The organism is Actinacidiphila glaucinigra (assembly GCF_035918135.1).
Taxonomy (GTDB): Bacteria; Actinomycetota; Actinomycetes; order Streptomycetales; family Streptomycetaceae; genus Actinacidiphila; species Actinacidiphila glaucinigra.
The window spans coordinates 3360612-3379667 of record NZ_CP109144.1; the positions used below are offsets into that span (position 1 = coordinate 3360612).

20 protein-coding genes are annotated in these 19056 nt (G+C 72.1%); 10 read left to right on the forward strand and 10 right to left on the reverse strand.

All coding sequences use genetic code 11. The annotated features are described in order from the left end of the window. Positions 1-13 precede the first annotated feature (13 nt). The 5 genes from OIE69_RS14600 (at position 14) to OIE69_RS14620 (ending at position 5028) form a co-directional block, all read left to right on the forward strand. Positions 14-946, forward strand: coding sequence for a coiled-coil domain-containing protein (locus tag OIE69_RS14600; protein WP_089225107.1), 933 nt, complete (start codon positions 14-16; stop codon positions 944-946). 132 nt (positions 947-1078) lie between these two features. After that, positions 1079-2065, forward strand: a complete 987-nt coding sequence (locus OIE69_RS14605; protein WP_326572382.1) for an ABC transporter ATP-binding protein — start codon at positions 1079-1081, stop codon at positions 2063-2065. A 1-nt stretch (position 2066) separates the two neighbouring features. After that, positions 2067-2843, forward strand: coding sequence for an ABC transporter permease subunit (locus OIE69_RS14610; RefSeq protein ID WP_326572383.1), 777 nt, complete (start codon positions 2067-2069; stop codon positions 2841-2843). A 113-nt stretch (positions 2844-2956) separates the two neighbouring features. Then, complete coding sequence (locus OIE69_RS14615) at positions 2957-4162, forward strand: ABC transporter ATP-binding protein (protein WP_326572384.1); 1206 nt, start codon at positions 2957-2959, stop codon at positions 4160-4162. Beyond that, positions 4159-5028, forward strand: a complete 870-nt coding sequence (locus OIE69_RS14620) for an ABC transporter permease subunit (RefSeq protein ID WP_326572385.1) — start codon at positions 4159-4161, stop codon at positions 5026-5028. The genes OIE69_RS14615 and OIE69_RS14620 overlap by 4 nt, the downstream gene beginning before the upstream one ends. Before the next feature lie 27 nt (positions 5029-5055). Here the strand turns inward: OIE69_RS14620 and OIE69_RS14625 are convergent, their stop codons facing one another. Then, complete coding sequence (locus tag OIE69_RS14625; RefSeq protein WP_026251812.1) at positions 5056-5379, reverse strand: hypothetical protein; 324 nt, start codon at positions 5377-5379, stop codon at positions 5056-5058. Positions 5380-5592: 213 nt separating this feature from the next. Here OIE69_RS14625 and OIE69_RS14630 point away from each other — a divergent pair, with 213 nt between their 5' ends. Continuing rightward, positions 5593-6618 (forward strand): LLM class flavin-dependent oxidoreductase, encoded by a 1026-nt coding sequence (locus OIE69_RS14630; protein WP_326572386.1) that lies wholly within the window; start codon positions 5593-5595, stop codon positions 6616-6618. A 53-nt stretch (positions 6619-6671) separates the two neighbouring features. Here OIE69_RS14630 and OIE69_RS14635 read toward each other — a convergent pair whose 3' ends face one another. Beyond that, positions 6672-7064 (reverse strand): SCO5389 family protein, encoded by a 393-nt coding sequence (locus OIE69_RS14635; RefSeq protein WP_326572387.1) that lies wholly within the window; start codon positions 7062-7064, stop codon positions 6672-6674. 186 nt (positions 7065-7250) lie between these two features. Between OIE69_RS14635 and nucS the strand changes: the two genes are divergently transcribed. After that, positions 7251-7913 carry an endonuclease NucS gene (nucS, locus tag OIE69_RS14640; RefSeq protein ID WP_326572388.1) on the forward strand — a complete coding sequence of 221 codons (663 nt, stop codon included), beginning with the start codon at positions 7251-7253 and terminating at the stop codon, positions 7911-7913. A gap of 94 nt (positions 7914-8007) precedes the next feature. Here nucS and OIE69_RS14645 read toward each other — a convergent pair whose 3' ends face one another. From OIE69_RS14645 to OIE69_RS14655, 3 genes are all read right to left on the reverse strand, one after another. After that, positions 8008-10590, reverse strand: coding sequence for an ATP-binding protein (locus OIE69_RS14645; protein ID WP_326572389.1), 2583 nt, complete (start codon positions 10588-10590; stop codon positions 8008-8010). Between the two features lie 243 nt (positions 10591-10833). Beyond that, positions 10834-11157 (reverse strand): STAS domain-containing protein, encoded by a 324-nt coding sequence (locus OIE69_RS14650; protein WP_018563514.1) that lies wholly within the window; start codon positions 11155-11157, stop codon positions 10834-10836. A gap of 190 nt (positions 11158-11347) precedes the next feature. Next, positions 11348-12196 carry a 3-hydroxyacyl-CoA dehydrogenase family protein gene (locus OIE69_RS14655; protein WP_326572390.1) on the reverse strand — a complete coding sequence of 283 codons (849 nt, stop codon included), beginning with the start codon at positions 12194-12196 and terminating at the stop codon, positions 11348-11350. A gap of 241 nt (positions 12197-12437) precedes the next feature. On the opposite strand from OIE69_RS14655, the gene OIE69_RS14660 reads away from it, so the two are divergent. Beyond that, complete coding sequence (locus OIE69_RS14660; protein ID WP_326572391.1) at positions 12438-13010, forward strand: cob(I)yrinic acid a,c-diamide adenosyltransferase; 573 nt, start codon at positions 12438-12440, stop codon at positions 13008-13010. 10 nt (positions 13011-13020) lie between these two features. Here OIE69_RS14660 and OIE69_RS14665 read toward each other — a convergent pair whose 3' ends face one another. Beyond that, complete coding sequence (locus OIE69_RS14665) at positions 13021-13572, reverse strand: hypothetical protein (protein ID WP_326572392.1); 552 nt, start codon at positions 13570-13572, stop codon at positions 13021-13023. Between the two features lie 135 nt (positions 13573-13707). Between OIE69_RS14665 and OIE69_RS14670 the strand changes: the two genes are divergently transcribed. Both OIE69_RS14670 and OIE69_RS14675 read left to right on the forward strand, forming a co-directional pair. Further along, a complete protein-coding gene (locus OIE69_RS14670) occupies positions 13708-14910 on the forward strand; it encodes a sensor histidine kinase (protein WP_326572394.1) in 1203 nt (400 codons plus the stop codon). Beyond that, positions 14907-15557 (forward strand): response regulator transcription factor, encoded by a 651-nt coding sequence (locus OIE69_RS14675; RefSeq protein ID WP_326572395.1) that lies wholly within the window; start codon positions 14907-14909, stop codon positions 15555-15557. Before OIE69_RS14670 ends, OIE69_RS14675 begins: the two co-directional genes overlap by 4 nt. A gap of 86 nt (positions 15558-15643) precedes the next feature. Here OIE69_RS14675 and OIE69_RS14680 read toward each other — a convergent pair whose 3' ends face one another. The 4 genes from OIE69_RS14680 to OIE69_RS14695 form a co-directional block, all read right to left on the reverse strand. Next, positions 15644-16090, reverse strand: a complete 447-nt coding sequence (locus OIE69_RS14680; protein WP_326572396.1) for a DUF2550 domain-containing protein — start codon at positions 16088-16090, stop codon at positions 15644-15646. Positions 16091-16189: 99 nt separating this feature from the next. Further along, on the reverse strand, positions 16190-16570 hold the full coding sequence (locus OIE69_RS14685; protein ID WP_326581160.1) for a F0F1 ATP synthase subunit epsilon: 381 nt from the start codon (positions 16568-16570) through the stop codon (positions 16190-16192). Between the two features lie 123 nt (positions 16571-16693). Beyond that, complete coding sequence (gene atpD, locus OIE69_RS14690) at positions 16694-18136, reverse strand: F0F1 ATP synthase subunit beta (protein WP_326572397.1); 1443 nt, start codon at positions 18134-18136, stop codon at positions 16694-16696. Between the two features lie 2 nt (positions 18137-18138). Further along, positions 18139-19056 carry a F0F1 ATP synthase subunit gamma gene (locus OIE69_RS14695; protein ID WP_326572398.1) on the reverse strand — a complete coding sequence of 306 codons (918 nt, stop codon included), beginning with the start codon at positions 19054-19056 and terminating at the stop codon, positions 18139-18141.

Genomic DNA, 19056 nt, shown 5'->3' on the forward strand with positions numbered 1-19056 from the left:
TGACAGGAACCCCATGAGCGACACTTCCTCCCCCTTCGGCTTCGAGCTCGTGCGGCGTGGATACGACCGCGGTCAGGTGGACGACCGCATCACCAAACTCGTCGCCGACCGTGACAGCGCGCTGGCCCGGATCAACGCGCTGGAGAAGCGCATCGAGGAACTCCACCTCGAGACCCAGAACGCGCAGGCCCAGGTCAACGACGCCGAACCGTCCTACGCCGGTCTCGGCGCGCGCGTCGAGAAGATCCTCCGCCTCGCCGAGGAGGAGGCGAAGGACCTGCGCGAGGAGGCCCGCCGCGCCGCCGAGCAGCACCGCGAGCTGGCCGAGTCCGCCGCCACGCAGGTGCGCAACGACGCCGAGTCCTACGCCGCCGAGCGCAAGTCGAAGGCCGAGGACGAGGGCGAGCGCATCGTCGAGAAGGCCAAGGGTGAGGCCGGCCAGCTGCGCGCCGACGCGCAGAAGGACGCGCAGGCCAAGCGCGAGGAGGCGGACGCCCTCTTCGAGGAGACCCGCGCCAAGGCGGCCCAGGCCGCGGCCGACTTCGAGACCAACCTGGCCAAGCGCCGCGAGCAGTCCGAGCGCGACCTGGCGTCCCGTCAGGCCAAGGCCGAGAAGCGCCTCGCCGAGATCGAGCACCGCGCCGAGCAGCTCCGCCTGGAGGCCGAGAAGCTGCGCACCGACGCCGAGCGCCGCGCCCGCCAGACGGTGGAGACCGCTCAGCGCCAGGCCGAGGACATCGTGGCCGACGCGAACGCCAAGGCCGACCGGATCCGCAGCGAATCCGAGCGCGAGCTGGCGGCGCTCACCAACCGCCGCGACAGCATCAACGCCCAGCTGACCAACGTCCGCGAGATGCTGGCCACGCTGACCGGTGCGGCGGTCGCCGCGGCCGGCGCCCCCGCCGACGACGAGCCCGTCTCGCGCGGCGTCCCGGCCCAGCGCTGACGCTCCGCGGAGCCCCTGGCGCGCATCGAGCCCCCCGCCTCCTCGGCAGGGGGCTCGATCGTGTCCGGGCAGCGCAAACGGGGGCGGGAATTCCGCGTGCATCGCGCGCCGCGGCCAAATAGTGTATGCGGCATGATCGAGCTGCAGGGGCTGACCAAGCGGTACGGGGACAAGACCGCCGTGGATGACCTCACCTTCACGGTGCGTCCGGGGGTGGTCACCGGCTTCCTCGGCCCGAACGGGGCGGGCAAGTCGACGACGATGCGCATGATGCTGGACCTGGACAATCCGACCAGCGGCAGCATCCGCATCGACGGCAAGCACTATCGCGAGCTGCACGAACCGCTGAAGCACATCGGTGCGTTGCTCGAGGCCAAGGCCATCCACGGTGGCCGCACGGCGTACAACCACCTGCTGTGCCTGGCCCAGTCCAACCGTATCCCGGCCCGCCGGGTCGACGAGGTGCTGGAGATCGTCGGTCTGGCGCCCGTCGCCAAGAAGCGATCCAAGGGGTTCTCCCTCGGCATGGGACAGCGTCTCGGCATCGCCGCGGCGCTGCTCGGCGACCCCGAGATCCTGATGTTCGACGAACCGGTCAACGGACTGGATCCGGAGGGCATCCACTGGATCCGCAATCTGATGAAGGGGCTGGCCGCCCAGGGCCGCACGATCTTCGTCTCCAGCCATCTCATGAGCGAGATGGCGCTGACCGCCGAGCACCTGATCGTGATCGGTCGCGGAAAGCTGATGGCGGACACGACGATGGCGGACTTCATCGCCGAGAACTCCCGCTCCTATGTGCGCGTCCGCACCCCGGAGCCGGAGAAGTTCAAGGACGCGCTGGCGGCCGCGTCGATCGTCGCGGTGATCGGCGACGAGGGCGCCTTCGAGATCGAGGGCGCGGAATCCGCCAAGATCGGTGAGCTCGCCGCCCGGAACCAGCTGGTGCTGCACGAGCTCAGCCCTCAGCAGGCCTCCCTGGAGCAGGCGTTCATGCAACTCACCGCCGAGTCGGTGGAGTACCACGCCGGTGGGCCCGCGGCGGAGGCCGGCGAGGCCGCCGCGCCCGCGCCCACGTGGGGCGCCGCCTGGAACACGCAGACCGGAAAGGAAGCCTGACATGGCAGCGACCACCGCTGTTCTGCAGTCGGAGTGGACCAAGGTCAGGACCGTCCGGTCGACCGTGTGGACGCTGGCGTCGGCCGCCGTCCTGACCATCGTCATCAGTGGTCTGTTCTGCCTGCTGTTCCGTACCCAGTGGGACACCATCGAAGAGGGCGCCCGCGCCCAGTTCGACGCCACCAGCCAAAGCCTGTCCGGTCTCTTCCTCGGTCAGCTCGCGCTGATCACCTTCGGCGTGCTGATCATCTCCAGCGAGTACAGCACGGGCATGATCCGGGCCTCGCTCTCGGCGGTGCCGCAGCGCGCGACCTTCTACCTCTCCAAGGTCGCCGTCGCCGCCGGCATCACCTTCGTCCTCGGGGTGATCGTCAGCTTCATCTCCTTCTTCATCGGCCAGGCCGTCCTCGGCGGTGACCTCGACACCTCGATCAGCGATCCGGGGGTACTGCGCGCGGTCTTCGGAGCCGGCCTCTACATGACGCTGATGGTGCTCTTCGCGGTCGGCGTCGCGACGATGCTGCGCAGCCCGATGGTCTCACTGGGGATCCTCATCCCCTTCTTCTTCCTGATCTCCGGGATCCTCTCGGCCGTACCGGGCGCCAAGGACGTGGCCCGGTACTTCCCGGACCAGGCAGGCAGCAAGATCATGCGGGCCACGATCGCCCCGGACGACCCCGCCCCCTACAGCGCGTGGGGCGGACTCGGCATCATGGCGCTGTGGGTGATCGTCGCGCTGATCGGCGGCTACGTGCTGCTGAAGAAGCGGGACGCCTGACCTCTCCCCCGGAATTCGGGCCTCACGGGGCGGGAACCGATCCCGCCCCGCTAGCCTCCTAATCCTCACGGGGGCGAGCACCGCCCCGCGGACTGTTCGTCGAGGGGCGGAGCATGATCGAGGCAGTCGGCCTCACCAAGACCTACGGCAGCAAGACGGCCGTCCACAACCTGTCGTTCCAGGTACGGCCCGGCATGGTGACCGGCTTCCTGGGGCCCAACGGCTCCGGGAAGTCGACCACGATGCGGATGATCCTGGGCCTGGACACCCCCACCGCGGGACGGGTGACCGTCGGCGGACAGCCGTTCCGGCAGCTGCCCAACGCCCCGCGCCGGGTGGGCGCGCTGCTGGACGCCAAGGCCGTGCACGGCGGGCGCAGCGCGCGCCACCACCTGCTGTGCCTGGCGCAGTTGTCCGGGATCCCCGCCCGCCGGGTGGACGAGGTGCTGGGCGTCGTCGGCCTGCAGGAGGTCGCGGGCAGGCGCTCCAAGGGCTTCTCGCTCGGCATGGGGCAGCGCCTTGGCATCGCGGCGGCGCTGCTGGGCGACCCCGAGGTGCTGCTCTTCGACGAACCGGTCAACGGCCTGGACCCGGAGGGCATCCACTGGGTGCGCCATCTGATGCGCAAGCTCGCCTCGGAGGGCCGTACCGTCTTCGTCTCCTCGCACCTGATGAGCGAGATGGCGCTGACCGCGGACCACCTGATCGTGATCGGCCGCGGCCAGTTGCTCGCCGACATGAGCGTCAAGGACTTCATCGCCGGCAACTCCACCGGCTTCGCGGTGGTCCGCACCCCGGACGTGGCCGCGGACCGCGAGAAGCTGACGAAGACGCTGACCGACGCGGGCGCGCAGGTGCAGCAGGAGCAGGACGGCGCGCTGCGCGTGACCGGTCTGGAGCTGCCGCGGATCAGCGACCTCGCACACGAGGCCACGGTGCGGCTGTGGGAACTCTCGCCGCACCAGGCCTCGCTGGAGGAGGCCTACATGCGCCTCACCAACGGCGCCGTCGACTACCGCTCCACGGCCGACCCGCGTCAGGGTCTGCAGCAGCCCTCCGGCGCGCCCGCGCCCGGTGGCTGGGGCATGCCGCCGCAGGCACCGTGGCCGCAGCCCGTCCCGCAGCAGCCGCCGTACGGGTACGGCTACGGACACCCGCAGCCGCAGCCTCCGGTGCAGCCGTACGCCCCGCCGGTGCAGCCGGGCCCCGGCGCGGCACCGACCGCGCCCCTGAACCCGTACGCGCAGCCGGCCGTGCCGGCCGCTCCGGCCGTGCCCGCCGCCCCGCAGCCGACCCAGCCCGTCGAGGACGCCCGATGACCGCCCCCGTCCACAGCCCGGCCCCGCAGTTCTCCTCCGCCTTCCCGGTTCAGAGGACCCACCTCGGCCACGCGCTGATGTCCGAGTGGACCAAGATCCGTACGGTGCGCTCCACGATGTGGACGCTCGGCGTCATGCTGGTGCTGATCCTCGGCATCAACCTGCTCGTCGTCGGCCTGGCCTCGACCGAGAGCGTCTCCGACCCGGTGCTGGGCTTCGGCCTGTTCGGGGTGCTCCTCGGCCAGCTCTGCGTGATGACCCTCGGGGTGCTGGTGATCAGCTCCGAGTACGGCACCGGCATGATCCGCACGACCCTCACCGCGTGCCCGCAGCGCGGCCGGGTGCTCGTCGCGAAGGCGATCGTCTTCTTCGCGCTGACCTTCACCGTCACCACCGTGGCCTGCGCGCTCGCCGCGCTGATGAACTACGCCACCTTCGGCGGCAGGCCGGTAGGCGACGACACCTTTGTGGGCGCGCGGCTCGTCGTCGAGGACGGCCTCACCACCGCAAGCGGCACCCAGTGGCTGGGCGCCACCGTCGGCGTCGGCCTGTACGTGGCCCTGCTCGGACTGCTCTCCCTGGCCGTGGGCGCGCTGCTGCGGCACTCCGCGGGCGCGATCACCACGATGATGGGCGTGGTCCTGCTCCCGCTGATCATCGCGATCTTCATGCAGTCGGAGAGCCTCCGCAAGGTGCAGGAGAAGCTGGTCGAGTACTCCTCCCCCAACGCCATCGCGTCGCTCTACCAGATGCCGATGCTGGAGAACGGCGACGCCGACGGGGTGCGCCAGTTGGTCGTGCTCGCGATCATCACGGCCGTCGCCCTGGGCGCGGCCTGCGCGACGCTCTCCAAGCGCGACGTCTGACCCGGGGCACCGGGCTTCCGTCCCCCGTCAGTACCGGGGGGCGTTGCGCGACCGCTGGAGCCGTGCGCCCCGGCGGTCTCTCGCGTTCCAGCAGGCGGTGTGCCAGTGGCGCCGGTCCTCCACGCCGCCGTGCTCCGGCCAGGCCACCAAGTGGCCCACCCCCGGCGGGATCTCCTGGTCGCAGCCGGGGCAGCGGTAGTGCTTGCCGCCCGTACTCCCGGCCAACTGGCGGACGGTCCACTGCTCGCCCCGCCAGCTCTCCACACGCTCCGGACCTCGGGCCGGTCCGGCCTCGGGACGCTCCTCGGCTCTGCCGGCGGCGCCTCGCGGGCGGTTTCGGCGCGGGGACACGGGCACACACCTCATGCGGTTCGGGGGACTCGGGACCGCTTCCAGCGTACGCGTAGCGCGCACCGCGCCGGGTACCCGTCCGGGTATCCCCCATTCCGGCCATCACCTAGAAAATCATGAAATCGCGGTGGCCCGACCGTGCCTTTGGCACGTGTCAGGCGTTAGTGCCGAGTAGGGGAGCCGTGTCGGCCACCGAGGAAGGTGTGAAGCACGATGCGTGTCGGTACTTTCGTCCTCGCCGCCCAGTTCCCGGGGCAGGGACCGGGGGAGGCGCTGCACCGCGCGGTGCGGTCCGCAGAGGCGGCGGAGAAGGCCGGGCTGGACTCCGTATGGCTGGCGGAGCACCACTTCGTGCCGTACGGCGTGTGCCCGTCGGCCGTGACGCTCGCCGCGCTGCTGCTGGGCAGAACGCGCCGGATCGGGATCGGGACGGCCGTGAGCGTACTGCCGACCGCGCATCCCGTCGCGCTCGGCGAGCAGGCGGCGCTGCTGCACATCACCTCGGGCGGCCGCTTCACGCTGGGCGTGGGCCGCGGCGGCCCGTGGGTGGACCTGGAGGTCTTCGGCGCCGGACTCGCCGCCTTCGAGAGCGGTTTCCCCGAGTCGCTGGACCTGCTGCTGCGCTGGCTGCGCGAGCCCCGCGTGGGGGCCTCGGGTGAACGATTCGCCTTCCGCGAGGTCGACGTCGTACCGCGGGCGGACGAGTTCCAGGCGCCGGGCGGGCCGCCGGTCGTCGTCGCCTGCACCTCGCCGGGCAGCGTCCGGCTCGCGGCGCGCAGGGGTCTGCCCATGCTGCTCGGCATGCACTGCGGCGACGAGGACAAAGCTGCCATGGTCGCAATGTGGCAGGCGGAGGCGCGCGATGCGGGGCTTTCACCCGAATTGGTGGCCACGGCGGAACACGTCTCCGCGGGCGTCGTGCAGATCGCGGACCGCCGCGCCGACGCCGTGGAGTCGCTGACCAAGGCGATGCCCGGCTGGCTCCAGCGGGGCCTCGCCGCGCACCGCACCGTCGACGGCCGGCCCCGGACGATGCGCGATCCGCTCGCCTACACCGAACTCCTCTGCGACCTCCACCCCGTGGGCCCTCCGGCGCTGTGCGCCGACCGGCTGGCCGCCACCGCCGAGCGGACCGGCATCCGCCGCTTCGCCCTGCTCGTCGAGGGCTCGGGCGATCTCGCGGCCACCGAGGAGAACGTGGCACGGCTCGGCAGCGAAGTGCTCCCGCAATTGGCCTGATTGAAACCTGGAAGAGCAGTGGTGCGACCAATGGCGGGAGCACCCTGCCCGGTTCAGCAGTCCCGCAGTTCCGGGGACTGGTTCAGCAGCTGTGCGCGTACGGAGGTGAAGAGGGCGTAACGCCCGTCGACCGCCGGGTCCAGCGGGAACACCGCGACCCGGTGGCAGTTCTGGAACGCCAGCCGGACCCCGAAGTGCCGCTGCAGGGCCCCCCGTATCGCGTCACTCGCCAGGGCGCGGAGCAGCTGCCCGCGTGCGTGCTCGTCCGGCGGGGGTACCTGGTTGTCGGCGAACTCGCCGCCGTCCACCTTGAGTTGTGCCGCCAGAGAGCTGATCATGTCCCATGCGTAAGGCAGGGAAGTCCGGACGCAGTCGACGAATTCCCGTTCGTCGACCTCGCCTCGCTCGGCCTGTTCGAGGAGGGCCGGTGAGACGTCGAGCGACATGAGTACTCCTCTCGTGACCCCCCTGTCCGAGGAGTCAGACGGACTACGGAGAGAAGCCGCCCAGAGTTCTCCCGCACGACGGCCTCCACTCACAACCGTAGGCGGAGAGGTCCCATGACACTAGGCGGGAGCGTTCACAACAGGCCATTTTCCGACCGCGCCCGGTAGCGAGTAACGTTGCCGACCATGCGTCTCGTCATCGCCCGTTGCTCCGTGGACTACGCGGGCCGGCTCTCCGCCCATCTGCCGTCGGCGACCAGGCTGCTCCTGGTCAAGGCCGACGGCAGTGTCTCCGTCCACGCCGACGACCGTGCCTACAAGCCGCTGAACTGGATGTCGCCGCCCTGCACGCTCAAGGAGGGCGAGGACGGGGTCTGGACGGTCACCAACAAGGCCGGCGAGCAGCTCATCATCACCATCGAGGACGTGCTGCACGACTCCACGCACGAACTCGGCGTCGACCCCGGCCTGATCAAGGACGGCGTCGAGGCCCACCTCCAGGAGCTGCTGGCCGACCGCATGGAGGTGCTCGGCGAAGGCTGGAGCCTCGTCCGCCGCGAGTACCCGACCGCCATCGGCCCGGTGGACATCCTGGGCCGGGACGCGTCCGGCACGACCGTCGCGGTCGAGATCAAGCGCCGCGGCGAGATCGACGGCGTCGAGCAGCTCACCCGCTACCTCGAACTCCTCAACCGGGACCCCCTGCTGGCGCCCGTCAAGGGCATCTTCGCGGCGCAGGAGATCAAGCCGCAGGCGCGGGTCCTCGCCACGGACCGCGGCATCGACTGCGTCGTCCTGGACTACGACGCGCTGCGCGGCATCGAGGACGACAAGCTCCGCCTCTTCTGACGGACACCGCCCGCTCCCCCGCCCGACGGCGGTGAGCGGTACGGCGCGGCCCGGCGGTCGGCAGACCACCGGGCCGAGCCGTGACGGGCGCAGGTCAGGCGATCGTGCCGGAGGTGTCGGGAGCGCCGGGCAGACCGGAGACGGTGGCGGAACTCTCGGGAGCGCTCGCGCTGGCGGAGGTGCCGCCGTCGCCTGTGCCGCCGTCGCCGGTGCCGCCGTCGGAGCCGCTCGGGCTGGGCGAGCCGGTGCCCGGGTCGGTCGGCGAAGTCGACGGGGAGCCGGACTGGCCGCCGTCGGTCGGGTCGCCCGTACCGCCGGCGTCGCCGCCGGTGTCCCCTCCCCCGCTCGGGTTGCCCCCCGAGCCGCCGCCGTGCGAACCACCGCCCGAGCCGCCGCCGTGCGAGCCACCGCCCGTCGAGGAGCCGCCGTCGGCCCCACCGGCCCCGCCGTCGGTGCCGCCGGAGCCACCACCGGACACGGACCCGGTACCGCCGGCGCCCGTGGTGCCGCCGGCCGGAGCGCCCGGCGTCGTCGCGGTGCCGGTGCCGCTCGCGGTGGGTCTGGGCCGCTGGGTGGAGCCGGGGGTCGGGAGGTCCTCGGCCGGGAGGCCGTCGTCCGCGCCGTCCTCCTGGGCGGATTCGACCGGCTTCACGTTCATGGGGGTGTTCTGGTCGCCGCCGGAGGCCGTCGTACCGAGGGTGACGACGGTGCCGAGCACGGCCGCCAGCAGCGCGCCCGCGCCGACGGCGACGAGGTTGCGGCGGGAACCGGTGAGGGCGATCCGGCGCGGGGCGGCGGCCGCCGCGGCCAGGCGCCTGCCGATGATCGTCGTGGGCGCCTCGGACATGTCGGTGCCGGTCGCCGGGGTCTCGACGCCCGCGAGGCCCGTGCCGGGCACAGAACCGCCCTCGCGGTCCGCGACGAGCGCGAGGGTACGGCGCCCCACCGTGGTCCCCTGGCGGTCCGCGAGAGCGCCGCGCAGGGCTATCGAGGCCTCCAGTTCGCTGCGGGCCCGGTCCAGGTTGCCCAGGCACAGCGCCAGGACGCCGAGTTCGTGGAGGAAGTACGCCTCCTCGGCCACCTCCCCGGCCAGCCGGGCGGCCTCCTGGCCGACGCGCAGCGCGCGCTCCCACGCGCTCCAGTACATGGCCGCGGCGAGGACGGGCGCCACCGTACGGGCCAGGAGCACGGCGGCGCTCGTGTGCCCGCCGTCGCGGGCGGCGCCCAGGGCGGCCAGGATGGCCTCCGCCTCGGCGGCGACGCGCCGAGGGGTGACCGAGGGGTGCCCGGCCCACCAGGCGTAGTGCTGGGCGGCGGCCAGTGCCTGCGGGGAGCCCTCGGCGGCGGCCTCGGCCGCCAGTCCGTCCACGAGGGCCAGTTGCCGGCTCACGCCCGCCGCGAGGCGGTGGTGCGCGGCGACGGGAACGGCCAGCCCGACGGCCGCGATCTCGCCGAGCGCGGCGTCGCCATGGGTGTCGCCGATGAGCGCCGGCAGGTGCGACGGGTGCGGGCACTCGCCGCCCAGGGCCACGGCGAAGCGCAGCGCCTCCTGCGCAGAGGCGCCGAGACGCGAGGCGAGCAGGACGGCGGGGGCGGCGCTCTCGGCGAGCGAGGGCAACGGCACGTGCGAGGCCGACGCGCCCGGCCGGGCGTCGAAGGGCGCGTCGACGGGGAACCCGTCGACGGCCTCCACGTCGCCCCACACCGACTCGTCGGCCGCGAGGATCTCCGCCCCGAGGGCGTCGCGCTGCCGCAGCAGCGCACCGGCCTGGACGAAGCGCAGCGGCAGGCCCTCCGACTCGAACCACAGGTCGGCCGCCCAGGCGGTCTCCTCCTCCTCCAGGGAGCGGCCCGCGGAGAACTCCAGCAGCTCCAGGCAGGCGACCCGGGTCAGTCCGGGGAGGAAGACCTCCTCGACCAGGGAGTCGGTGGAGGGGGCCGGCACGTCGGGGGTGGCGGACATCACGAAGGCGCACTCGGGCGCCGCCGCGAGCAGTTCCTCCAGGGAGGCGCCGCCGAACTCCAGGTCGTCCAGGACGACGACCGCGCCGACCTCGCGCAGCAGTTCCAGCAGTCGGCCGCGGTCGGGGCGGTGGTCCTCGGCGTCGTAGACGGTGCCGAAGAGCTCCTGCAGCAGGTCGCTGGGGGTCCGACGGTAGCCGGAGAGCCGGATCACGCCGTCGGGGGCGAGGTCCGCGCAGGCCTCGGCGACCGCGTCGAGCAGCACGCTGCGGCCGGCGCCGGAGGGCCCGGTCACGCGCACCGAACGGCCGCGGGAGAGCAGCCGCACGAGGCGCTCGCGCTCCTCCCCGCGCTCCAGCAGCGGGAGCTCGGGGGCGCGGGGCCCCGGCGGCACCGTCGGCCGGGCGGTCGCGGTGAGCGCGGCGCGCTCCTCCGCCGCGCGCCGTACGGGCGCGGGCAGGCCGCCGGGGGCGAGGGAGCTGACCTCGCTGCCGTCGACGGGGTTGAGGGTCAGCCTGTAGTCACCCACGACGAGTTCGACGACGCGTGGCGCCTCGCCGTCCGCCGTGCCCGCCCCGAGTTCGAGGGCGAGCGGGTCGCGCGGCGGCCGGCCGACGCGCGGGGCCGGCGCGGTGCCGTCCTCCGCGCCCACGGCGGGCGTCGCGTCGGCAAAGCTCGTGGAGTCCTGTTGTGCGCCGTACTCGTCACCGGTCATGTCGGGTCCGTGTGGGTCCATTAGTCTCCGCCCCCCATGTGCGTCGCAGCGGGGCCCCACCGGGCCCGCGGTTCCGCCGTTGGACCGGTTCGGCTGCCCTCCTCGGCGTACGGGGTTGAGGCACGCCGGAACCGAACCTTAAACCTTCCCACAGTATGTGCGAAGCCCAGGGCGGCCATGCCGCCGTTGCGTCCGAATCTGTCCGGGGTTGCCGCTTCCGTGGCGGCACGCCCGGTGGGTGCCCTAGGTCCGCGGCAGTGCTTCTGCCGCGATTCCCCCCTCGATGACCAGGATGCGGTGCAGCCTCGTGGCGACCAGCAGCCGCTGCATCTGCGCGGGTACGCCCCTCAGGACGAGACGACGGTCGGCCCGGCCGCAGCGGCGGTGCGCCCCCATGATGACCCCCAGGCCCGTCGCGTCCCACGAGTCGAGTTCGGTCAGGTCGAGCACGAGGTCGCCGTGACCCCCGTCCACCGCGCTGTGCAGGACCTTGCGGGCGTCCGCCGCGGTGCGGACGTCGAGGCGGCCCCCGACGACCAGCTCGGCGTGATCGCCCCTGATGTGCATTACGCCTCCCCGTGGAGTGAATGGGTGGAAACTGCCGTGGTTCTACGTAACTGACGGTCCGTCGTACGAAGAGGTTGCCGTCTGTGAGCGAACCGATACCGAATTCACCCTTGCGAGTGACAGGAGAGGTCCGAGGGGCCCAGCCCGCCGTGCATCCGCACCGGACCGGGCCCTCCGGGTCGACACTCCGTCAGTACCGGTAGAAGCCCTCGCCGCTCTTGCGGCCGAGCGCGCCCGCGTCCACCATGCGCCGCATGAGCTCCGGCGGGGCGAACTTCTCGTCCTGGGACTCGGTGTAGATGTTGTCGGCGGCGTGCAGCAGGATGTCGACGCCGGTGAGGTCGGCGGTCGCCAGCGGGCCCATCGCGTGGCCGAAACCGAGCTTGCAGGCGACGTCGATGTCCTCGGCCGTGGCGACGCCCGACTCGTAGAGCTTGGTGGCCTCGACGACCAGCGCCGCGATCAGCCGGGTGGTGACGAAGCCGGCCACGTCCCGGTTGACGACGATGGTCGTCTTGCCGACCTCCTCGGCGAAGGCCTTGGCGCGCGCCAGGGTCTCGTCGCTGGTCTTGTAACCGCGCACCAGCTCGCACAGCTGCATGAGCGGCACCGGCGAGAAGAAGTGGGTGCCGACCACGCTCTCGGGGCGCTCCGTCACCGCGGCGATCTTGGTGATCGGGATGGCGGAGGTGTTGGAGGCCAGCACCGCGTCCGCCTTGGCGATCTTGTCGAGGGCGCGGAAGATCTCCTGCTTGACCTCGATCTTCTCGAAGACGGCCTCGACGACGATGTCGGCGCCGGCGGCCGCGTCCAGGTCGGTGGTGGTGGTGATGCGCGCGAGCGCGGCGGCCGCGTCCTCGGCGGCGAGCTTGCCCTTGGCGACGAACTTCTCGTAGGACGCCTCGATCCCGCCCTTGCCCCGGGCCAGCGCCTCGTCCGTGATGTCACGCAGGACGACCTCGTAACCCGCCTGTGCGGACACCTGCGCGATACCGGAGCCCATCAGGCCGGCTCCGATGACGGCGAGCTTCTTCGCCACGGCACACACCTATCTTCTCGATGCTGTTGCCGGGACCTTAACGTCGCTCCGCGGAGGAGCGCAGCAGGAAGAGAGGCGGGTCACCCTGTGTCCTTCGTCGCACAGTTGAGAGCCCCGGCGCCCAGTTGCTGCTGCACCGCGTCCAGTTTGACCGGGACCGCCCCCGGAGTCCGCATCCGCCTCCCCCGCCGCGCTCCCGCCACGGAGCGCGCCCGGGGCGCGGCCTGACTACGCTCGACACATGGTCAATCTGACGCGCATCTACACGCGGACCGGGGACGACGGCACCACCGCCCTCGGCGACATGAGCCGCACGGCCAAGACCGACAGCCGCATCTCGGCCTACGCGGACGCCAACGAGGCGAACGCCGTGATCGGTGTGGCGCTCGCGCTCGGCGCGCTCCCGCAGGAGGTCGCGACCGTCCTCGTACGGGTCCAGAACGACCTCTTCGACGTCGGCGCCGACCTCGCGACGCCCGTCGTCCCGGACCCCAAGTACCCGCCGCTGCGCGTCGAGCAGTCCTACGTGGACCGGCTGGAGGCGGACTGCGACCGCTTCCTGGAGGAACTGGAGAAGCTGCGCAGCTTCATCCTCCCGGGCGGCACCCCGGGCGCCGCGCTGCTCCACCAGGCGTGCACGGTCGTCCGCCGCGCCGAGCGCTCCACGTGGGCCGCGCTGGAGGAGCACGGCGAGACGATGAACCCGCTCACCGCCACCTACCTCAACCGGCTGTCCGACCTGCTGTTCATCCTGGCCCGCACGGCCAACAAGGAGGTCGGCGACGTGCTGTGGGTGCCCGGCGAGAACCGCTGACCCCGCCCGCTCAGACGCGCGGCGAGGCGGCCGGCTCCCGCTTGGGCCACAGCGTGTAGCTCGCCGCGACGACGGCGTGGATCGCGGCCGTCGCCCCCATCCGCACCTGCCACTCCCCCAGGGCCTCCGTGCGCCCGGCGTCCGCGACGAGCCGGACGGCCAGTTGCAGCAGGGCGGCGGCGACGGCCGTGGAGACCGCGGTACGGCCGAACAGCCGCCACTCGTGCACGGCCCGGGCCCTGCCGTACCTCGGCGCCGGAGGGGGCTTCGGGCGGCCCGCGAAGCGGTGCGCGAAGCGGGCGTCGGCCCAGCGGACGACGGAGTGGCCGTAGCCGGCCGAGAAGCCCACGTAGGCGGCGGCCAGACCGTGCCGCGCGGCGGCCGTGCCACCGTCGCGCAGGTCGGCCACGGCGGCGGCCAGCAGCACCAGGTCCACCAGGGGCACGCACACCAGCAGGACCGCCCCCGCCCGGGGCCGGCGCAGCAGATAGCGCACGGCGAGCCCGGCGCCGAGCAGCACCCAGAAGGCGATCTCGCACCCGATGATCAGCGTCACCAACATGCCGCAAGGCTCCCCCGCCGGAGTCGCGGGGCGCGTCGTCGGCGCTGACGAGACCCGGCTGCATCCTTCGGTGTACCTGCCGGCTCCGACCCCCGGCGGACGCGCACCGTCCGCGCCGCGTGCTGGGATGGGCCCATGACGACCACCGCCGCCCGGCGTCCGCACCGCGACGACGTGCTGATCGCCGTCGCCGGGCTCGCGGGGGGCCTCACGATGTGGGCGTTCGGGCTGTACACGTACTCCGGGAACCATCCGGCGGGCGACCGCGCCTGGCTGCCGCTGCTCCCGCTGGTGATCATGGCCGGTTGCGAACTGCTGCGGCGGACCGCGCCCCGCATGGCGATCGTCGTCGGCGTGCTCGCCCTCTGCGCGGACTTCGTGATCGGTTCGCTGCTGGTGACCGTGCTGATGTTCACCGACCTCGTGTACGCCGCCGTCCTGTACGGACCCAAGCGGCTGACCCGGGTCGTCCCGGTCGGCAGCGTGCTCGGCACGGCCGCCCTCACGGCCACCGCGGTGGCGGTGCACCCGGTCGCCGAGTCCCTGCTGATCGGCGTGGTCGGCGCCCTGGTCTCGGTGGCCCCCGCCTCGACGGGCGTGATCGTACGGCGGCACCGCGACGAGGCCGCCCACGAGCGGCTCCGCGCGGAGCAGACCGCGCTCCTCGCCGAGCTGGACCGCCGGGAGGCGGTGGGCCGCGAGCGGGCCCGGATGGCCCGCGAACTGCACGACATGGTGGCGGGCCATCTCTCCGCGATCGCCGTCCACTCCACCGCAGCGCTGTCCCTGGACCGCCACGAGGGCCCGGCCCGCGAGGCGCTGGCGGTGATCCGCGAGAACAGCGTCGCGGGCCTGTCCGAGATGCGCCGGCTGATCGGGCTGCTGCGCGACTCGGCGGGCGAGGACGGGGAGCCGGCCCCCGTCCCGCGGCTGGCCGGTCTGGACGCGCTCCTGGGGCAGATGCGCGCGGCGGCCCCGCACTCGGTCTTCGTGCTGCGCGACGAACGCCCCGAGGGTGCCGGCCCGCTGCCCGCGCCGGTGGAACTGGCGGCGTACCGGATCGTGCAGGAGTCCTTGACCAACGTCCTGAAGCACGCGTCGCCGGGCGAGGTGCCCGTCATGCTGGAACAGGACGGCGGGGCGCTGACGGTGACCGTGGCGAGCCCCTGCCGGGACGGCGGCGTGGCGCACCGGTCCGGTCCCCGGGCCCCGGGCTCGGGCAGCGGCCTGATCGGGATGCGGGAGCGCACCGAGCTGCTGGGCGGCACCTTCGAGGCGGGCAGCGAGGGCACGACGTGGCGAGTACGGGCGGTACTGCCCATGGAGGGGAACGCATGATCCGGGTGGTCGTCGCCGAGGACCAGTCCGCGGTACGGGCGGGTCTGGTGCTCATCCTGCGCTCGGTGCCCGACATCGAGGTGGTCGGCGAGGCGGCCGACGGGGAGGCGGCGGTCCGTGTCGCCCGCGAGCTGCGCCCGGACGTGATCCTCATGGACCTCCAGATGCCCCGGCTGGACGGGGTCTCCGCGACCCGTGAGATCGTCGCGGAAGGGCTGGCCGACGTGCTCGTCCTCACCACGTTCGACCTGGACGACCACGTCTTCGGGGCGCTGCGCGCCGGGGCCGCCGGATTCCTGCTGAAGGACACCGAGGCGGATCTGCTGATCGAGGGCGTACGGCTGGTGGCGCGCGGCGAGGGAATGATCGCGCCCGCGGTGACCCGCCGGCTGATCGGCGAGTTCGCCCGCCCGCGGCCGCGTCCGGCCGCCGACCGTGCCGTCCTCGGCTCGCTGACGCCGCGCGAGCGGGAGGTGCTGGTCTGCGTGGGCGAGGGCCTGTCCAACGCGGAGATCGCGGCACGGCTGGAGATGGCGGAGGCCACGGCGAAGACGCACGTCAGCCGCATGCTGGCCAAGCTGGGGCTGCGCAGCCGGGTGCAGGCGGCGGTGCTCGCGCAGGAATTGGGGCTGCCGGAGCGGCCGTAGGACCGACCGGACCGGATGCGGCCCTCCCCCAGACTTCGTCCGGGGGGACCCCCAGCCAGCGGGAGAGAGAAAGGCTGTAGCTCTGGCTAGGCCACGTTCACCCGCTGGCCCGGAGGGGCGGCCTCGAGCCAGGCGAGGAAGCCGGTGAGGGCGTCGTCGCTCATGGCGAGTTCCAGGCGGGTGCCGCGGTGCTCGCACACCAGGATGACGGCGTCGGACAGGAGCGCCAGCTCCTCCTGGCCCTCGGGGGCGCGGCGGTGCAGCACCTCGATGGCGGAGCGCTCCAGCACCCGGCGCGGCCGGGGCGCGTAGGAGAAGACCCGGAACCACTCGATCCGGTCACCGCTGTAGCGGGCCACGCCGTACGCCCAGCCCTTGCCGGAGGGTTCGTCGGCGCCGGTGGGCGGCATCCGCAGGCTGCAGTCGAACGTGCCGCCGGGCCGCTGGATCAGCCGGCGCCGCAGCCCGAAGACGAACAGCCCCAGCAGCGCCAGCGCCACCAGGGCCCCGCACACCTGAAAAGCGAGGATCACGCCCACCGACCTCCTCGCTCCATGTCACGAATAGGGATACTGCAGCCGCGGGACACCCTCACGGGCCTCCCGCGGCTCATGGCCCGGTGGGCCGGGTGCTCAGCGCGACCCGCTGGTCGCGGCGATCAGCCGGACCTCGGCCCGGCGCTCACCGGCGGCGTCGGCGTCGGCCTTCGCGCGCTCCAGAGCCCGCTCCGCACGCTGGACGTCGATCTCCTCGGCGAGCTCGGCGATCTCCGCCAGCACCGAGAGCTTGTTGTCCGCGAAGGAGATGAAGCCTCCGTGCACCGCCACGACGACGGTGCCGCCCTCGCTGGTGCGGATCGTCACCGGACCGGACTGGAGCACGCCCAGCAGCGGCTCGTGGTTCGGCATGACGCCGATGTCGCCGGACTCGGTGCGTGCGACGACAAGTGTGGCCTCGCCGGACCAGACACGGCGGTCCGCTGCGACCAGCTCGACGTGCAGCTCAGCCAAGATGGCTCCTCGGGTCGGCACCCACCGCCGTCCGGCGGGTGCATAAAACAAAGGATAACGGGGGTGCGGCAAGGGGGCGGACACAGGGTCCGCCCCCTGCCACGGTGAGCCGTCAGGCGACGGGCGTCAGCTGACGCCGAGCTCGCGGGCGTTGCGCTCGAGGTCCTCGATGCCGCCGCACATGAAGAACGCCTGCTCGGGGAAGTGGTCGTACTTGCCGTCGGCGATGGCGTTGAACGCGGAGATCGACTCCTCCAGCGGAACGTCGGAGCCGTCGATGCCGGTGAACTGCTTCGCCGCGTGGGTGTTCTGCGACAGGAAGCGCTCGATCCGGCGGGCGCGGTGGACGGTGAGCTTGTCCTCCTCGCCCAGCTCGTCGATACCGAGGATCGCGATGATGTCCTGGAGGTCCTTGTACTTCTGCAGGATCCCCTTGACGCGCATGGCGCACTCGTAGTGGTCCGCCGCGATGTAGCGGGGGTCCAGGATGCGGGACGTCGAGTCCAGCGGGTCGACCGCCGGGTAGATGCCCTTCTCCGAGATCGGACGGGACAGAACGGTCGTCGCGTCCAGGTGGGCGAAGGTGGTCGCCGGCGCCGGGTCGGTCAGGTCGTCCGCGGGGACGTAGATCGCCTGCATCGAGGTGATCGAGTGACCACGGGTCGAGGTGATGCGCTCCTGGAGGAGGCCCATCTCGTCCGCGAGGTTCGGCTGGTAACCCACCGCGGAGGGCATGCGGCCGAGCAGCGTGGAGACCTCGGAGCCGGCCTGCGTGAAGCGGAAGATGTTGTCGATGAAGAACAGCACGTCCTGCTTCTGCACATCGCGGAAGTACTCCGCCATGGTCAGACCGGCCAGGGCCACGCGCAGACGGGTGCCCGGGGGCTCGTCCATCTGGCCGAAGACCAGCGCCGTCTTGTCGAGGACGCCGGACTCCTCCATCTCCTGGATCAGGTCGTTGCCCTCACGGGTGCGCTCGCCGACGCCGGCGAACACGGAAACGCCCTCGTGCAGCTTCGCCACACGCATGATCATTTCCTGGATGAGGACGGTCTTGCCGACACCGGCGCCACCGAACAGACCGATCTTGCCGCCCTTGACGTACGGGGTCAGCAGGTCGACGACCTTCAGGCCGGTCTCGAACATCTCGGTCTTGGACTCGAGGTCCTCGAACTTCGGCGCCCTGCGGTGGATCGTCCAGCGCTCGCCGACGTTGGCGTTCTCCTCGGGGACGTTCAGCACCTCACCGAGGGTGTTGAACACCTTGCCCTTGGTGAAGTCGCCGACCGGGACGGTGATGCCCGTGCCCGTGTCGGTCACCACGGCCTGGCGGACCAGACCGTCGGTGGGCTGCATGGAGATGGCGCGGACCACGCCGTCACCCAGGTGCTGGGCGACCTCGAGGGTCAGCGTCTTCTTCTTGCCGTCCTCGGCCGGGTCGGCGACCTCGACGGTGAGGGCGTTGTAGATCTCCGGCATGGCGTCGACGGGGAACTCCACGTCGACGACCGGGCCGATGACCCGGGCGACGCGGCCCGTGGCAGCGGCCGTCTCAACAGTGGTGGTCATGTTTAGTCACTCCCCGCAGACGCGTCGGCCAGGGCGCTGGAGCCACCGACGATCTCGCTGATTTCCTGGGTGATTTCGGCCTGGCGGGCCTGGTTGGCAAGCCGCGTGAGCGTCTTGATGAGCTCCTCGGCGTTGTCGGTGGCCGACTTCATCGCCCGGCGGCGGGCAGCGTGCTCGGAAGCGGCACCCTGCAGCAGCGCGTTGAAGATCCGGCTCTCGACGTACCGCGGCAGCAGCGCGTCCAGGACGCCCTCCGCCGACGGCTCGAAGTCGTACAGGGGGAGGATCTCCCCCTCCTTGCGGGCCTCGCCACCGGTGGCCTCGTCCAGGGACAGCGGCAGCAGCCGCCTCTCCACCGGCGCCTGCGTCAGCATCGACACGAACTCCGTGAAGACGATGTGCAGTTCGTCGACGCCGCCCTCGGCCGTGTCCTTGAGGACCTGGTCGATCAGCGGGTCGGCCACCGACTTGGCGTCCGCGTACATCGGCTTGTCGGTGAACCCGGTCCACGATCCGGCGATCGGGCGCTCACGGAAGCCGTAGTACGCCACGCCCTTGCGGCCGATGATGTAGTGCACGACCTCCTTGCCCTCCGCGCGCAGCCGCTCGGTGAGCCGGTCGGCAGCCTTGATCGCGTTGGACGAGTAGCCGCCGGCCAGACCGCGGTCGCTCGTGACGAGCAGCACCGCGGCGCGGGTCGGGTTCTCGGCCTCGGTGGTCAGCGGGTGGTTCGTGTTGGAACCGGTCGCGACCGCCGCCACCGCGCGGGTGAGCTCATCGGCGTACGGGGACGATGCCGCGACCTGGCGCTGGGCCTTGACGATCCGGGACGCGGAGATCATCTCCATCGCCTTCGTGATCTTCTTGGTCGCGGTGACTGTCTTGATGCGGCGCTTGTATACCCGAAGCTGGGCGCCCAT

Bases quoted from the DNA above. Each gene is read 5' to 3' on its own strand.
- OIE69_RS14660 (WP_326572391.1), top strand. From the start codon at position 12,438: ATGGTCAATCTGACGCGCATCTACACGCGGACCGGGGACGACGGCACC.
- OIE69_RS14670 (WP_326572394.1), top strand. From the start codon at position 13,708: ATGACGACCACCGCCGCCCGGCGTCCGCACCGCGACGACGTGCTGATC.
- OIE69_RS14635 (WP_326572387.1), bottom strand. From the start codon at position 7,064: ATGTCGCTCGACGTCTCACCGGCCCTCCTCGAACAGGCCGAGCGAGGC.
- OIE69_RS14645 (WP_326572389.1), bottom strand. From the start codon at position 10,590: ATGACCGGTGACGAGTACGGCGCACAACAGGACTCCACGAGCTTTGCC.
- OIE69_RS14675 (WP_326572395.1), top strand. From the start codon at position 14,907: ATGATCCGGGTGGTCGTCGCCGAGGACCAGTCCGCGGTACGGGCGGGT.
- OIE69_RS14630 (WP_326572386.1), top strand. From the start codon at position 5,593: ATGCGTGTCGGTACTTTCGTCCTCGCCGCCCAGTTCCCGGGGCAGGGA.
- OIE69_RS14695 (WP_326572398.1), bottom strand. From the start codon at position 19,056: ATGGGCGCCCAGCTTCGGGTATACAAGCGCCGCATCAAGACAGTCACC.
- OIE69_RS14600 (WP_089225107.1), top strand. From the start codon at position 14: ATGAGCGACACTTCCTCCCCCTTCGGCTTCGAGCTCGTGCGGCGTGGA.
- atpD (WP_326572397.1), bottom strand. From the start codon at position 18,136: ATGACCACCACTGTTGAGACGGCCGCTGCCACGGGCCGCGTCGCCCGG.
- nucS (WP_326572388.1), top strand. From the start codon at position 7,251: ATGCGTCTCGTCATCGCCCGTTGCTCCGTGGACTACGCGGGCCGGCTC.
- OIE69_RS14610 (WP_326572383.1), top strand. From the start codon at position 2,067: ATGGCAGCGACCACCGCTGTTCTGCAGTCGGAGTGGACCAAGGTCAGG.
- OIE69_RS14605 (WP_326572382.1), top strand. From the start codon at position 1,079: ATGATCGAGCTGCAGGGGCTGACCAAGCGGTACGGGGACAAGACCGCC.
- OIE69_RS14665 (WP_326572392.1), bottom strand. From the start codon at position 13,572: ATGTTGGTGACGCTGATCATCGGGTGCGAGATCGCCTTCTGGGTGCTG.
- OIE69_RS14620 (WP_326572385.1), top strand. From the start codon at position 4,159: ATGACCGCCCCCGTCCACAGCCCGGCCCCGCAGTTCTCCTCCGCCTTC.
- OIE69_RS14615 (WP_326572384.1), top strand. From the start codon at position 2,957: ATGATCGAGGCAGTCGGCCTCACCAAGACCTACGGCAGCAAGACGGCC.
- OIE69_RS14650 (WP_018563514.1), bottom strand. From the start codon at position 11,157: ATGCACATCAGGGGCGATCACGCCGAGCTGGTCGTCGGGGGCCGCCTC.